This is a genomic window from Vibrio sp. 10N.286.51.E5 (assembly GCF_041469125.1).
In the GTDB taxonomy this organism is placed as follows: Bacteria; Pseudomonadota; Gammaproteobacteria; order Enterobacterales; family Vibrionaceae; genus Vibrio; species Vibrio crassostreae_C.
The window spans coordinates 34,791-47,828 of the sequence record NZ_JBFRJZ010000008.1 but is presented as its reverse complement, the minus strand read 5'-3'; the positions used below and the strand labels follow the sequence as shown (position 1 = coordinate 47,828).

Here is a 13,038-nt window from a genome sequence, read left to right as displayed (position 1 = left end):
ATTCCTATCTGGCTCATCTTGGGGCAAAAAGTGTTTCCGGTTTGCTAAACAGCGAAATACGGATTGGCTTATGTATGGTGAACTTGCAAGTACGTGGCCAAATATTTTTGGCCACTACAATGAGAGGGTTTAAATTGATTCAACTAGTTGTGATTCAATGTTATCTATCTGTTCAGAAACCCACTTTCTTGCAAGAAACAGTTCACTTTGTATTCCTGTGCCTAAGGGCTCCCATTCAGACTCAGATCTTACCATTGCTAACTCTTTCGCCGAACTATAAAGCTGTATTAGCTTCTGACTATTCTCTTCACTATGAACTGAGTTGTAATATTGGCACCATTCTGCAAACAGCCATATCCATAAAGCTACCTTCAAAGCATCATCCCATTTAGACCAATTTGCACTGCTAGCCAATGGCTGTTGAATTATTTGCTTTTGCTTTCTCAGTACTCTTTCAAAGTTTTTGAGACACTTTTTTTGGTGAGCTTTTGAGCTCTGTGTCCATAACCAAGCTGCTATGTTGGTCACTTCGCCTTCGCGGGAGGAATTGAACAAGCGCGAGCTTGTGGAAGTTTTTGGTTCGAGCAAATTAATAAGCTCTTCATGCCAAATCTGACTAGCATCTCCGAATAACACTCTGTCATCTTCGAGTAGAGGGGTAAGAACTTTGCGAGAGATCCAAGGTTCAGCCCAAGACAATTGCTTCATACGCCCTAGCATCGAGTCAATTGTACTTTTTAATTGGGGTAGATCTAACTTATTAGGAAGGCGTTGGTGAAGCTCTTTAACCAATTTATTGAATGACTCCGTGTCTTGTTCAACTTTAGAATTACGATTTATCAACCAGCCAATGAAGATACATTGCTCATGGCTTGGTAAAGTATCAATGATGCACAGATCACATGAAGAGATGACTTGCTTCTCCAGTGCACACCATCCCAGCCACTTCAAAAATTCGTTATTGCTGCGTAAAAGAGCTTTTAATTGAAGATCGTTTGTCTGTCCAAGCTCAATTGTCTGTGACATTTCTCGCAGTATCTGTCCTAGTACAGATAAACGTATACTGTCTTTCTCAATAAAATCTTTGCTTATCTCCTGCACCTGAACATCCACAATCTTAACTAAAGAAGTGGGGTCATATGCCCATAAATATTGAATGCAGAAGTAATCTCCCCAAGTAAGAAGTGACTGTTTGATCCCAAGTGAAAAATGATGAGGTGCTGTTGAACTACTTAGTAATTCAGACAACGTTTGGTGGAAATAACTAGGGGAAATTACAGATAGTTCATGTTTGTTACTTTCATCACTCGCTCTGTTGAATGTTGCATCCAAGATACTGGCAAGTGAACTCAAAAAGCTCGAATTTGATGAGAAATAATCAACATCGTGGCATTTAGAAACTGTACGGGATAAGACCACACCGATCTCCTCCCAGTAAATGCTAAGATCAACCTTAGATAAGTTGGTAGCATCTATAAAGGACTTAAGTCCACGTGGGTCTATAGCGTGAGGGAAGTCATCATGATATAGGCCTTGCTCTCTTAGCTTACTAGTTAATTCATTCCCTTTTAGCCCCTTTAACAGCGGTTCATTGAGCCAATGAGATAAGATATCGCCTATCACATCACTATCAAAGAGCTCATCATTTTTACCTGATTCAACCGCGTGAAACTCACATGTTTTTGAGTTGTAGAGATGGGAGACTTTCTCGTTAGAAGCAGATAGTAAGCTGTTCTTATATTCAACAACCTTATACAACACATCTGTAGGTATCGGAGTAATAAGTAACGGGAAGTTCTCGTTAGCGCTTTGGAAGGAATTTGATAGATGGTAGCCTTTGACAGGAAGCCCATTACCATCTGTCACTAGTATGTATCGATCGTGTAAACTGCCATCACGAACACCGTAGATATTCACGGTTTTTTGCTGCATTAGCTTTTGATTATGGCTACACGCTCGCAATAATGTTTCAAGCCCTTTAGTAGCTGTGTCACCATCTTTCTTATGATTCGTTCTAAAAATCGTATAGTCAGAATTAGGAGCTGAACTCAATAGTATTAGAGCTAATCCAGCGTCTTCAAAATACGGGTCAAAAATCGTAATTGAATTGTCTTGGTTAGTTTGTGCTAGAGATTTAAACCATTCAGTGAACTGAAGTCTACCTTCACCAGAGCTCATACCCCATTTAAGGAAGAAAGCACCGTCTGACTTTTTAGGATGAATGCGGTCAAATGTTTTTCTCAAAGAACGGTTTATCGTAACCCAAGAGTCTGTTTTCCTAGTCGTCACATTGTTTCGCATAGGAGAATTATTATTCTTTATCGATAGTACTTTCGCAACACGGTCTGACATCTGAGGAGTTACTGTTTTCTCTAACCACTCAAACTTGTTAAATTCAGAAGATCCACTGACTATACTTAGTTGAAAATTCATCTCCCTAATAAAATGGGAAGTCCAACGATCACAAAGAATTAGTTCATCTTTTATACTATTTCCACCATAAATGTCCAATGACATCGAGTCGGCAATGGAGTGAAGATCAGTGCTAGTCTCAAAAGTGCATTCATAGTTACCGTCGTCATTTTGGGTAGCTACCTTAAGTGATGAATAGAGAAGCTGCCCATCGTTCTCAATACGTAAATTGAACTGAAAGCGAGTGTATTGACGAATCTGAGTCGGTGTTAGACTAACATGAACTTCGTCTTTATCATTCGACCATCGAACATTCTTTAATGAACTCTCTTGCTCGTTAATTGAAGGGAGAATCATGAGTTCAATGTCACCAAACCGTTGTAGGTCACGGTCCTCAAACTTCAATCCCGTGTCTTGATTTAATTGTTCAATAACCATCGCGGTTAAGTCAGCGTTATAGTCACCTTGAACAACAAATAGTTCTTGCTTATTGCTTTGAACAATAGAAGAACATAGCCCTCCAGCTCCTCCATGAGGGCTAGCAATAGTCCCCATTGGATGAGCATCCTGATTAATCAAATATGCAAGAGGCTTATATATAAGCTCTTCATGACTGAGTTTCACATCACCAAATAGGTCGCCAATCTTGTCCTGCCCAAAGCCCAGTCCACATGCTTCGTTAATGTTTCGAAGGGTATCTCCTGAACAAAGCCTCTCAATAACATTTTTGGCTTTAGCTCCTTTCACATACAAATTAATCTTTTTGACTTGCGCTCGGTAACTGGAGAAGGCCTTAAAGTTTTCATTGTCACTAAATGACCACAAGTTATTGTCAAAGCTGTAAGGTAGCAGTCGTCCATAAATGACTCGGTTGTCAATAAAATCAACACCTTCGATTCGTAATAACCAGAGCTGTAGAGCACATGGGTACTCCTCTGAAAATAACCTTTCGATGCGTTTATCGTTCAAGATAGAGTCAAGTTCGAATGGCATAGAGTCTTGACTTTTGATCATAGTTGTCCATCCCTATGTGGTGACTAAATTGTTAGAATTTAATTTGGAATAATACACGGTATATGTATGTCAAATGTATGAGCACCTTCACGTTACCTCATAATGCTAACGCCTAAAACAATCATCACGGAGTAAGCCGTGGCCAATTTGAGGTACAAGACCACGATGCATTAGCTCACTTTATAGGAGAGCAAACTGGTCGTAAGAAGGTTTGGGCAGATCTGAGCTAGCTGGCACTTTTTAAGAAAAGTGCCGCGAGTAAAACTTCAGGTCGATGAAGCCTCTGGACAGGAATGCATTAGATATAAAGCTCTAACACGATCCCTTTGGTGAGAAAATATATGTTGAAACCTTAGGTGTTGAGTTAGTACATCTTAGGTGTCTAACATATCCCATTCATCACCTAACACCCAACGTAATGCTGACAATTTTCCATTAATCATGCCCCACTCAAAGTCGCTCCAAGGCCCTACATTGTCATAGGAGTCTTCAACACGTTTTGCAGACTTCATAGCACCTTTAAGGATATCCTCGTGAATGACATTATTGCCATATCGTTCAGTACCCTCAGAAACAACTTCGATTTCGCCATTTTCAATGCCCCACATGCGATTCTGGTGCCTGTTATACCAAACTTTATCGACTAGCTCGTCCATCGCATCGAGGATTTCTCTTAGACCTCTGGTTTCCTCTGTGTAGTCATACTCAAATTCAATACCATCTAAAAAATCCTCGTCAATTTGATTAATTGCTGATGCTAGATTATTAAAATAGAGAACATTCGTATCATTAAAAATATTACCAAAATCAGAATGTGGTTGGCGGTGATCCTTTGCAGAAAAGTCATTGTGATTGTGGGTTATGAAAAAACAGCAAGCTGACTCACTATCTACACCCTGCGAGAACTCATAAAATTGTTCGATGATGACCGCATCTGCTACAGAGTTTTTACTAATGTGAAATGGTGCTCTTTTATCTAAGCCACGCTGAACTGTGGCTACTTTAGATCGTTCACTAATACTGATTTTTTTTGCTGATTCGATGAGCTTTTCAACCCTGTGAATGGTCACATGATTGGCATCAGTTAACAGTGGCAAACGCGCATTGATGTCATTTAATACATCTATTGTTTCCGCTTGTTTATCGTCTGCAAACTCACTTACTACTGCTTTGACTTGTTTAAATTCTTGGGACAGCCTTTTGGCAGTTTTGTTTGCTACATCTTCCTTGTTCCTCTCGTACTCTTCGACAACTAGGTCGGTAACCACAAGTGTAATCACACCCGATGTAACCAACTCTTCCAGTGCAGAAACCAAAGGAAGGTCATGCTTTTTTGTCGAAATGTCTAAAAGAACACAGGTATCAAGAAAAATATAAAACATAGCACCTCTAATATGATTAATTTCTGCTAATAAAGTATCGTGCTACACAACGAGATCACTGATCTCAATGTTGCCATAAATATTGTGTTTGGCTACGCGCAACTTTAGATGAGACAAGTTTTCATTTTTCCTAACCAGTTCCGTAATAGTAGATTTGTCAAATTCGCTCATACCGTAACCAAAAATGATAGATTCAAATGCATCAAACGGTATTCGTTTGAGGTTGATTTCAGGGTAGCTCTTAAGAATAGGGGAGAGTTCATTAGGTAATTCAGCGCCAAAGTCTGGTTGTACTAATAGCCCTACTTTCTCTTCGCAAAACATAAGAGGGCATACAATTCGAGTTTCATCTTCAGAAGACCATTGTTTAGCTTTCGAATATAGCAGTCGTTCCGAGAACTCAATTACATTAATACCATTGCTACTAAGAGATTGCAGAACTCCTAATGGATTACCTAAATCTGCAACATGGAAGTTTTTCAACGGAGCACCATTCATTCTCATCATACCTTTATAATATGTAAGAGAAGCTCTTTTATCTGGAGTATAACTAACATCTTTCGGGGGGAGTTGGTTGAAAAACGCATGATCCTCATTGAAAGTAACAGCTAGTCCCTTACCTTCACTAGCATAATGTGTCCACATAAGTTCATTTGTGTCAGATTTTGACAGGGATAAAATCCCTAACTGGCAGCTTAATGCCTCAACTAAAAATGAGTTAACTCTTCCAGCCGTTTGAGCCAGTTGCTCCCGATCATAATCTTCCATTGAGTTGAAGCCTTCTTGATCTAGCATATGCGGGAAATGGTCTCCATATCGAGAGCCACACGGTTTTAGGAAGAAGTTTTCTAATTCTTCATTTGATGGGACATAGGAAGGATCTGTTTGCATTTTATCATGTTCTTTTTTTGCCCATGCATAATCCGCTGGTGAAAACTCATTAAAATATGGCCATAGTCTCGCCTCACTTCCTTTATCATTAAGGTATTTAGGCTGAGTCATGCGAAATAAACCGTTTGATATAAATTCTACTCTTGGTGACCAACTATTGGTTCTATTGTCGAAAACCAAACCATAATACTTTACAAGCATTAGTACTCTCCAGTCATGTAAGCCCACCTATGCGGCGCTGAGCTACCTTCCACACACATAATGCGCCATCTTTTATATGCTTGCAATTTACAATCAGTCCGTCACTTGAATCAAAAATTCATGAATTAGAATGCAGTAAAACCATTTAGTGCAACAGAAACCCATTACACACCTTCAGATAACTTTTTATAAGGCAAAGTCACACTAACAGGTGATGAATGAGTATTTACTCTGAATGTTTTTGGGGCATTTTCGTGATAGAAAGTACCGTGAGTAAGAATTCAGATTATGAAGATTTTGGACAGAAATGGTTTAGATCAAACGCACTAAACCATTAAATGAAGATTAGAAAAAGTATCCTGAACTGAAGCCTTAGACACTAATTATGTGTGATTTTAGGTAAGGGCGGATTCTTTCAAATAAGTCTTCATCGCTAACTTCATGCAAGGACAGTGCTAAAAAGTGGACCTTACCCTCTATCAATTGGTAAACCATCCATTCTCCAGTTTTGTTACGTTCACCCCATTCGAAAGACTTCAATAATTCTGAATGTACAAACATAGCAATATGGTCATTCCTCTCTGGGGAACTTTCTTCTAGATTTTGTATTGCCTGATAGATCGATTTATCGTTCGGATACTCGTCTTCGAGATAGCGCTTGAAGTTAAAGATTACTTCGAAGTTCAAGCTATGGTGAACGTGGTATAAATTCCAGCCGACCAAAGGGGAACCCTCACCTTTAAAAGGTTTATAGCTAGGTTTATTTTCCTCAACTCTTCTCATGCGCTCTAGCAGCTCAGTGTAGATATAAGGATAACATTTGCCTTGAAGTTCTAAGAATTTGTGGCTGTGAACCATAGCTAACTGATGAACCATTAACTCAGAAAAAGTAGACTCTGGGCAATAGTAGGTCAAAGATTCACGCACATTGTTATATGCACCTTGAACCTTTAAGGCATCTACATCCACTTGGGAAAGATGATAGATTGCATCTAGATGGGATACCGAATTGACAATTAAATCTCTGAATTTATTCATAATAAAAAACATAAAGCGATTTCACAGCGGCTCTATGTTCCTAATTCGCTCTACATTTATAGGTGTTCCGTAGGAATTAAAAAAGGTATTCGCTGAAGAACCGGACTCAAGTTCGGATTCACCATCTTCGATAAGCTTTAAGAAAAACAATGCCCTCGAAACTTCACCACCTTTTGGCTTAGCTGTGAATGATACGATAAAGGGATTTGTAATGTCTCGAAAGCGTTGAACCAGCTGCTCATAGTTTTCACCCAATAGGCTACCAGCAATATCCTCAACCATTTCAGGTGTGTGAGTATAGCTATGATTGGATCCCGGAGCCTCAATTGCCACACATCTGATTAGGAAAGCAAATGGTCCCTCATCATTGACAAACCCTTTTCCAGCAATAGATTCACAAAAAGGGTTTTTTCCTTTTTTTTCCAACCCCGAGGATAATGATATTAATCGAGAGTATAGCGTATCTCTAACTTTGCTCTTAGTCAGTATCCCATGGCTATAAAATAATGATTCATCCTCGACACGAGTTCCGTGAAACCAGAGAACTTCCATGTCATCATCAGGTTCTCCGAATTGCTGGCGAATATAAGAATCAACATTTTTCTCTAACGTGTAGTAGTCAATTTTTCTGTCATTTTCAACACTATCTAAGGCTGCTAAAAGGGCTTCCTCTGTCACATGAAATATCTCACACAGTGACTTCTTTGCTGACTCGTACGATGAGCAATCCAATATCATTGACAGACTCCTTTTGTGGTAAAGACTGAAAATATCAAGCGTCAAAAATTACGCCTAACTACCTGTAATGTGGTAATTTTTAGAATAAGATATTTTGCATATTTATAATACCCGAAACTTCCTTGTAAAACGGTCTGTCGTTCTTATCACACAGTTCGATAAACGCTTTGTAGGTGGTACTTTTAGTGAAAAGAAGTGTTACGTCCTCAATAGCAAACTCAAAGTCACCTTTCACTCTCCACTCTCGCTCATGTGTCCAATCAATGATGAAATCTGGATTTGATAGATCAAAGTTAACAATACGCCACCACTCAGACTCTGGTAAATACTTCTTAGCGTCTGCTGTTTTATCGTAGATTACTGGACGACCGCCGCTTTTATATATTTTTTGTTTAGGAAACATGAAACCACAAGGATGGTACCTTGTTTTTGATGTGTGACCACTAGCCCTAAGCTTTTGCTCAAACCAAGTGTTTTGACAAACAGAGCTTAAAGGAGCATCTTGGAAGCACACAGCCGTATCTTTACCAACAATAAAGCCTTGCTCTGTAGTGCTACCTTTTAGGGTTTGTTCAGTCAATATATTGAACATTAGTTCAGCAACAGCTGCATTGTCTGTAGCTCTTGTTAAATGAACTAATCCCGTGGATAAATCCGAACGCTCTGAATAACGATTGCGCCAATCTTCAAATTTATACGACATGTTTCCCTCATCACATAATGCTATTAGGCGGCTAATAGCCGCTTGTAATTCTCACATAATGCCGTCATTCATTTATCTCTTCAATGTATAATCAATAGGTTAGTGACATTGTTAGAGAATTAACTGTTCAGAGATGCATAATTTCTAGATGTGTTTAATTCGGATAACTTTTGGTAAGGCAAAGGCGCATTAACAGGATGTGACTGAGAAAAAGCACTAACCAAATAAGAGGCAGATCTGAGCTAGCTGGCACTTTTTAGAAAAGTGCCATGAGTAAAACTTCAGGTCTATGAAGCCTCTGGACAAAAGTGAGTTTGGCTTGTATGGCAAAATCTACCCATCATAAAGTTTTTCATCTCCCAAACAGCAGAAAGGCACCACTTCAGGTAATGCCGCTCGTAAACGAAACCGGACAATAGATTGGACAATAGCTTCCATCTCTGGTCCTCGGTGTCAGATTCACTTTATGCAAAGTATTGTCAATCAAGATAAACTCAATGCGTTATTTTCAATAACCTACAATCAATGACAAACTCAAGAAACATTGGACTAATCTGCCCAGTTTTTGACCTTATTTGACAAGTGCCAATGCACAACTTATTACTATTATCTCGTCCATCTAATCAATGATGGAAATCGTAATGAAAACAATATCAATCAATTCAAAAAATTTAGCCCGTGCAACCTTCGTATGGCTCGCGATATTTACCGTTTATGAAATTGTAGACAGCCTTATGTGGATGACACAGACTTCTACAATGTTTTTAGCTCACCCTGCATTAGGAAAATTTTCCGGTTATGATGCAGCTATGATGGGAGACGGTTCACTACAACGTTTACCAATAATTGTTGGAAAATGGATTGGTATGGCGAAGTTTTTTTTAACCGGAGCGCTACTTACCGTGCTCATTTTTGGTAATAATAAAGCAAGAGGATTTCTGTTTGCGTGGAATTTTATATGTCTGATGATTATGAGTGCCGCACTGTACCCAACACTTGATCATATTGCAGTGCAGTACCCTGAAGACTTCTCTAATGGTTTTTCAAAAATGTGGACACTTGAGACCTTGGTTGGTGTGTTTAGTGGTATTTTTTGCGTAGTTGCGATTGCTTCAGAAGTTCTTGCTCAGCAGGAAAAATAACAACATTAAAAATACCCATCATTACTTTAGTTACAAGATGAATCTATTAGTCAGTAAGCCGAGTGAGTAGATATCTTTAATCTGCTTTATCCTAATCGTAGTGTTATGAACGGTGCCTTAAAAATGAAAACAATCAAATATAATGGACTTGTTGTTTTTCAAAAACAAGATATCCCCAGTTTCAAGCGTATGCCGCGTGTGTTTGTAGACAGTGAAGCCTGTTTTGCGTTTGTTACGAATGGTAATTTTAACGTCAGGGAGCAGACAGAGTCCGCTTCATTGAACAAAAACTGTGGAGTTCTGGCAAAATGCACCAACTACTTTTATGAAAATACCAGCTACCATAATGATGAAGGTGTAGGTGAAGCGATTGGCATCTTGCTTTACCCTGAAATATTTCAGTCACTGTTTAACTTTGATATTAGCCAGTCAAACTACAGGGTTGATTATAATATTATGCAGGTTGAAGTGGATAGATTGCTTGAGCACTATCGCGACAGCATTAGCATATTGCTAGACTCTCCAGAGTTGGCGGATGATTTACTTATCGAGAGTAAGCTACGCGAATTTGTCATTCTTATGGCGAAAAGAACCAATGCCCCGTCTGAACTCGATTTTCTTGCTTCCATGTTTAAACCTAATTTTGCCAAATTTGAAGATATTATCCAAAGTAATCTGTATGCGGATCTGAGTGTGAATGAGTTGGCGGCATTGTGTCATATGAGTATTTCAACCTTTAAACGAAAGTTTAAAGAGGTGTATTCAGAAACACCAATGAAATACATTACCAAATTAAAGATCAACAAAGCTAAGGTATTATTGAAAAATAATACTTTACGTATCTCTGACATTGTTTTTGAAACGGGTTTCGAGTCTATTTCTACCTTTAACCGTACCTTTAAAGCTCAAACAGGTCTATCTCCTTCCGAATTTCGTTTAGCTTGACACCTCGTACTTACTCTTCGTACTCAGAATGGTTCGCTTGAGCTAATCTGAGCAATATTTGAACTTTTTTGAAGAGTCTGTCTCCTCCATATTCCATATAGTTACCCCATCAGAAAAACTGAGAAAGGTAACGAATTATGGGTATAAGCTTCAAAGAAAAGTATGGTGAATGGGCACTTATCACAGGGGCAACGTCTGGCATCGGTGCCGAAATGGCCAGCCAGATTGCGGCGAAAGGATTGAATGTTGTTTTGGTTGCTCGTCGAGAAAAAGAACTTGAAGAGCACGCTACTTTGCTTGCGGAACGCTACGGAGTTAAAACAATGATCGTTTCAGCAGATTTAGGTACCGCTGAAGGCGTTGAAAAAGTGAAGCAAGTGAAGCAAGCGATAGGCTTACTGGTACTTGCAGCAGGCATTGAAGTGAATGGCGCATTTGCTAAGTCATCGATAGACAAAGAATTACAGATGGTACAACTTAACGTGACCTCTGTATTACAACTTACTCACCACTTTACACCAGCGATGGTCGAAAGAAAAAGTGGTGGCATTCTAATGATATCAAGTCTTTCTGGTCATATGGTTTCCCCATACTTTTCAAATTATGCAGGTACCAAAGCCTATGTTCTTCAGCTGGGGGCATCTCTTCATGGCGAGCTTAAGCCCAAGGGTATTGATGTAACCGTTCTTTCTCCGGGGCTAACTAGCACTCCGATGACTGCGGACAATGGTGTTGATTGGACCAAATTACCGATGGTTGCAAAGGACCCTGCGGAAGTAGCAGAAATTGCTATCAAAGGTCTAGGTAAAAAAGCGGTTGTGGTTCCCGGTAAACGAAATCGAATGACTGCTATTCTTTCTGGAATAATTCCTCACCAAAAGCAGGCCACGATGGGTGAGTCAATGATTGGCAAAGCAATGCCTAAGGACAAAATGTAAAACTCAACTACTTAAAACTTAACTTAAAGAAAAGGTAAAACAATGATTAAAGCATACGTACTGTACCCAAATAAAGATGATGTTATTTTTGATTTTGATTACTACTGCAACAAACATGTTCCTATGATCGGAGAGCTGTTGGGAGAGGCCGTAAAAGGGGCAACTGTCGATGCAGGGGTTGCCAGTGTAGTTCCCGGCGAAGCTGCGCCATATGTGGCAATCAGTACCATTTCATTTGAATCTTTAGAGTCATTTCAAACTGCTTTTGGCCCAAATGCAGAAAAGATAAAAACCGATGTTCCAAACTTTACTAATACCGCTCCGACAATCCAGCTTTGCGAGCAAAAAATATAAACCGTCAGTTTTCAAATGTGAAAATAAGCAGGATACGAATAGCCAATAAATTTGGGTTCTGCTTAAAGTTATTTTGGTAAAAAAAATCAAAGGCGAAAGTCATGGGAGTATTGGGAATAAATATGAGCAAGAAGATCAAATTAGATATTGTCTCAGATGTGGTTTGTCCTTGGTGCATTATCGGTTATAAGCGTTTAGATGCCGCCATAAAAGAGCTTGGTATGGAAGATAACATTGAGATTGAGTGGCAACCGTTTCAGCTAAATCCAGATATGCCACCTGAAGGTGAAGACTTACGTGCCCACCTCAAAAGAAAGTACGGCACCACACTGGAAGATAGTATTCGTTTCAGAAAAGAGATGGCAGAGCTTGGAGAAGAAGTTGGATTTAAATTTGACTACTTTGACGGACTAAAAGCTGTAAATACGCTTGATGCTCATATTCTTCTAGAATACGCAAAAAGTGTAGGTAAGCAAACCGAGCTTAAAAATAGATTATTTGCTTCGTTTTACAGCGAGCAAAAAGATATATCCAACAAAAGTATCCTCGAACAAGAGCTGCAAAGTGTTGGTCTCAATGTTGACGACGCAATGGCATGTCTTGATGACGATATTCTGCGAAATCATGTCCGAGCGCAGGAACAACAATGGAAACATACGGGTATATCAGGAGTTCCAACGATTGTATTCAATCGTGAGAGTGCTATATCTGGAGCCCAATCAGTGGATACGTATAAGCAAGTATTAACTGAATTAGCTAAGGCGTAATTACTGCATCCCACACAATCGAAATTTTACACTATTTTGGCGTTCTGAAAAGGTAACGGTCTATATGAAAAATAGAGAACTTGAAGCCTACCTTCATCTTCATATTCCAGTCTCAAAGTCTCTCGGTATCGGTGTGAATATTTGTAGCGACAAAAATATCGAGCTTAACGCACCATTGAAAATAAACATCAACCACATGAATACGGTGTTTGGTGGCAGCTTATCTGTTGTCGGTATTCTAGCTGGCTGGTCTTTAGTTCATGCCCAGTTGGAGGGGGAGAAACATCAAATAGTAATTCAAGAAAATAACATTCGATACCTGAAACCCGCCAACGGTGATGTTCGTGTTGTATGTATATATGACAACCATACAATGTGGTCTCGGTTTCATCGTGCGTTTCAACGTAAAGGCAAAGGACGTGTTCAAATAGCCTGCAACCTATTTTGTGCTGATGAGTTGGTTGCTACTTTTGAGGGTGTATATGTCGTTTTTAATAAAGAGTAATTAGGTAA

Annotated in this window: 12 protein-coding genes; 6 read left to right on the top strand and 6 right to left on the bottom strand. The window is 39.3% G+C overall.

Annotated features, from left to right (window positions below; all coding sequences use genetic code 11):
- Nucleotides 1-129: 129 nt before the first annotated feature.
- The 6 genes from AB4161_RS02080 to AB4161_RS02055 form a co-directional block, all read right to left on the bottom strand.
- The gene (locus AB4161_RS02080; RefSeq protein WP_102360596.1) at nucleotides 130-3,426 is read right to left on the bottom strand and encodes a VPA1262 family protein; all 3,297 of its coding nucleotides are present in this window, start codon (nucleotides 3,424-3,426) and stop codon (nucleotides 130-132) included.
- A gap of 374 nt (nucleotides 3,427-3,800) precedes the next feature.
- Complete coding sequence (locus AB4161_RS02075) at nucleotides 3,801-4,808, bottom strand: PIN domain-containing protein (RefSeq protein WP_102360595.1); 1,008 nt, start codon at nucleotides 4,806-4,808, stop codon at nucleotides 3,801-3,803.
- A gap of 42 nt (nucleotides 4,809-4,850) precedes the next feature.
- On the bottom strand, nucleotides 4,851-5,900 hold the full coding sequence (locus AB4161_RS02070) for a DUF2971 domain-containing protein (protein ID WP_102424545.1): 1,050 nt from the start codon (nucleotides 5,898-5,900) through the stop codon (nucleotides 4,851-4,853).
- Nucleotides 5,901-6,272: 372 nt separating this feature from the next.
- On the bottom strand, nucleotides 6,273-6,938 hold the full coding sequence (locus tag AB4161_RS02065; protein ID WP_133146319.1) for a hypothetical protein: 666 nt from the start codon (nucleotides 6,936-6,938) through the stop codon (nucleotides 6,273-6,275).
- 21 nt (nucleotides 6,939-6,959) lie between these two features.
- Nucleotides 6,960-7,676 carry a hypothetical protein gene (locus tag AB4161_RS02060; protein WP_102353897.1) on the bottom strand — a complete coding sequence of 239 codons (717 nt, stop codon included), beginning with the start codon at nucleotides 7,674-7,676 and terminating at the stop codon, nucleotides 6,960-6,962.
- A gap of 79 nt (nucleotides 7,677-7,755) precedes the next feature.
- The gene (locus tag AB4161_RS02055) at nucleotides 7,756-8,379 is read right to left on the bottom strand and encodes a hypothetical protein (RefSeq protein WP_102353898.1); all 624 of its coding nucleotides are present in this window, start codon (nucleotides 8,377-8,379) and stop codon (nucleotides 7,756-7,758) included.
- Between the two features lie 641 nt (nucleotides 8,380-9,020).
- On the opposite strand from AB4161_RS02055, the gene AB4161_RS02050 reads away from it, so the two are divergent.
- The 6 genes from AB4161_RS02050 (at nucleotide 9,021) to AB4161_RS02025 (ending at nucleotide 13,030) form a co-directional block, all read left to right on the top strand.
- Nucleotides 9,021-9,521, top strand: coding sequence for a hypothetical protein (locus AB4161_RS02050; RefSeq protein WP_102353899.1), 501 nt, complete (start codon nucleotides 9,021-9,023; stop codon nucleotides 9,519-9,521).
- Between the two features lie 123 nt (nucleotides 9,522-9,644).
- A complete protein-coding gene (locus AB4161_RS02045) occupies nucleotides 9,645-10,466 on the top strand; it encodes an AraC family transcriptional regulator (protein WP_198591244.1) in 822 nt (273 codons plus the stop codon).
- Nucleotides 10,467-10,603: 137 nt separating this feature from the next.
- A complete protein-coding gene (locus tag AB4161_RS02040) occupies nucleotides 10,604-11,404 on the top strand; it encodes an SDR family oxidoreductase (protein ID WP_102353901.1) in 801 nt (266 codons plus the stop codon).
- A gap of 42 nt (nucleotides 11,405-11,446) precedes the next feature.
- On the top strand, nucleotides 11,447-11,758 hold the full coding sequence (locus tag AB4161_RS02035) for an EthD family reductase (protein WP_102353902.1): 312 nt from the start codon (nucleotides 11,447-11,449) through the stop codon (nucleotides 11,756-11,758).
- Between the two features lie 122 nt (nucleotides 11,759-11,880).
- The gene (locus AB4161_RS02030) at nucleotides 11,881-12,525 is read left to right on the top strand and encodes a DsbA family oxidoreductase (protein WP_102353904.1); all 645 of its coding nucleotides are present in this window, start codon (nucleotides 11,881-11,883) and stop codon (nucleotides 12,523-12,525) included.
- Between the two features lie 64 nt (nucleotides 12,526-12,589).
- On the top strand, nucleotides 12,590-13,030 hold the full coding sequence (locus AB4161_RS02025; RefSeq protein ID WP_102353903.1) for a YiiD C-terminal domain-containing protein: 441 nt from the start codon (nucleotides 12,590-12,592) through the stop codon (nucleotides 13,028-13,030).
- Nucleotides 13,031-13,038 lie beyond the last annotated feature (8 nt).

Excerpts from the sequence above, each read along its gene's own strand:
- AB4161_RS02030 (WP_102353904.1), top strand. The coding sequence starts at position 11,881 with ATGAGCAAGAAGATCAAATTAGATATTGTCTCAGATGTGGTTTGTCCT.
- AB4161_RS02065 (WP_133146319.1), bottom strand. The coding sequence starts at position 6,938 with ATGAATAAATTCAGAGATTTAATTGTCAATTCGGTATCCCATCTAGAT.
- AB4161_RS02080 (WP_102360596.1), bottom strand. The coding sequence starts at position 3,426 with ATGATCAAAAGTCAAGACTCTATGCCATTCGAACTTGACTCTATCTTG.
- AB4161_RS02050 (WP_102353899.1), top strand. The coding sequence starts at position 9,021 with ATGAAAACAATATCAATCAATTCAAAAAATTTAGCCCGTGCAACCTTC.
- AB4161_RS02040 (WP_102353901.1), top strand. The coding sequence starts at position 10,604 with ATGGGTATAAGCTTCAAAGAAAAGTATGGTGAATGGGCACTTATCACA.
- AB4161_RS02070 (WP_102424545.1), bottom strand. The coding sequence starts at position 5,900 with ATGCTTGTAAAGTATTATGGTTTGGTTTTCGACAATAGAACCAATAGT.
- AB4161_RS02045 (WP_198591244.1), top strand. The coding sequence starts at position 9,645 with ATGAAAACAATCAAATATAATGGACTTGTTGTTTTTCAAAAACAAGAT.
- AB4161_RS02025 (WP_102353903.1), top strand. The coding sequence starts at position 12,590 with ATGAAAAATAGAGAACTTGAAGCCTACCTTCATCTTCATATTCCAGTC.
- AB4161_RS02075 (WP_102360595.1), bottom strand. The coding sequence starts at position 4,808 with ATGTTTTATATTTTTCTTGATACCTGTGTTCTTTTAGACATTTCGACA.
- AB4161_RS02055 (WP_102353898.1), bottom strand. The coding sequence starts at position 8,379 with ATGTCGTATAAATTTGAAGATTGGCGCAATCGTTATTCAGAGCGTTCG.
- AB4161_RS02060 (WP_102353897.1), bottom strand. The coding sequence starts at position 7,676 with ATGATATTGGATTGCTCATCGTACGAGTCAGCAAAGAAGTCACTGTGT.
- AB4161_RS02035 (WP_102353902.1), top strand. The coding sequence starts at position 11,447 with ATGATTAAAGCATACGTACTGTACCCAAATAAAGATGATGTTATTTTT.